Genomic DNA, 383 nt, shown 5'->3' with positions numbered 1-383 from the left:
GCTCACGGATGCCGCGCGGTACCATCCAGCGGTTTACGGCCAGCGCCGACACTTCTGCGACGCTCAATAGGTTGCTGTAGTCAGGATCGGCGCCGCTCCCACGGAGGATGTCGACCGTGTTGGCGGCCAGGCTGCACAGGAACACTTGCCGCTGAATGCCGTGTTTTAGCAGCGAGTCTTTGAAGCCCAGCCGCGTCAGCGCCGCCTTGATGGTGCGCAGCCGCCAGTTCGGTCCCTTGCCGTACTCATGGTGGTCGGCGTAGCCGTGATTGAGCTGCCGGAGATAGGTTCGCAGTTTCTCAAACAGGGCGTCTGTAATATGGAAGTGCCCCCAGCCGATGGTATAACCCACCGGCTGAAAGTACCGCGTGCCGCCAAGGGCC

Annotated in this window: 1 protein-coding gene; it reads right to left on the bottom strand. The window is 62.1% G+C overall.

The genetic code is table 11. The features are described from left to right. Positions 1 to 383: Druantia anti-phage system protein DruA (locus EN780_RS39645; RefSeq protein ID WP_348631308.1), on the bottom strand; the 383-nt coding region annotated here is incomplete at both ends.

It is taken from the genome of Mesorhizobium sp. M4B.F.Ca.ET.089.01.1.1 (assembly GCF_004022605.1).
Lineage (GTDB): Bacteria > Pseudomonadota > Alphaproteobacteria > Rhizobiales > Rhizobiaceae > Mesorhizobium > Mesorhizobium abyssinicae.
The sequence above is the reverse complement of the archived record's forward strand: the minus strand, read 5'-3'. Positions and strand labels throughout refer to the sequence as shown.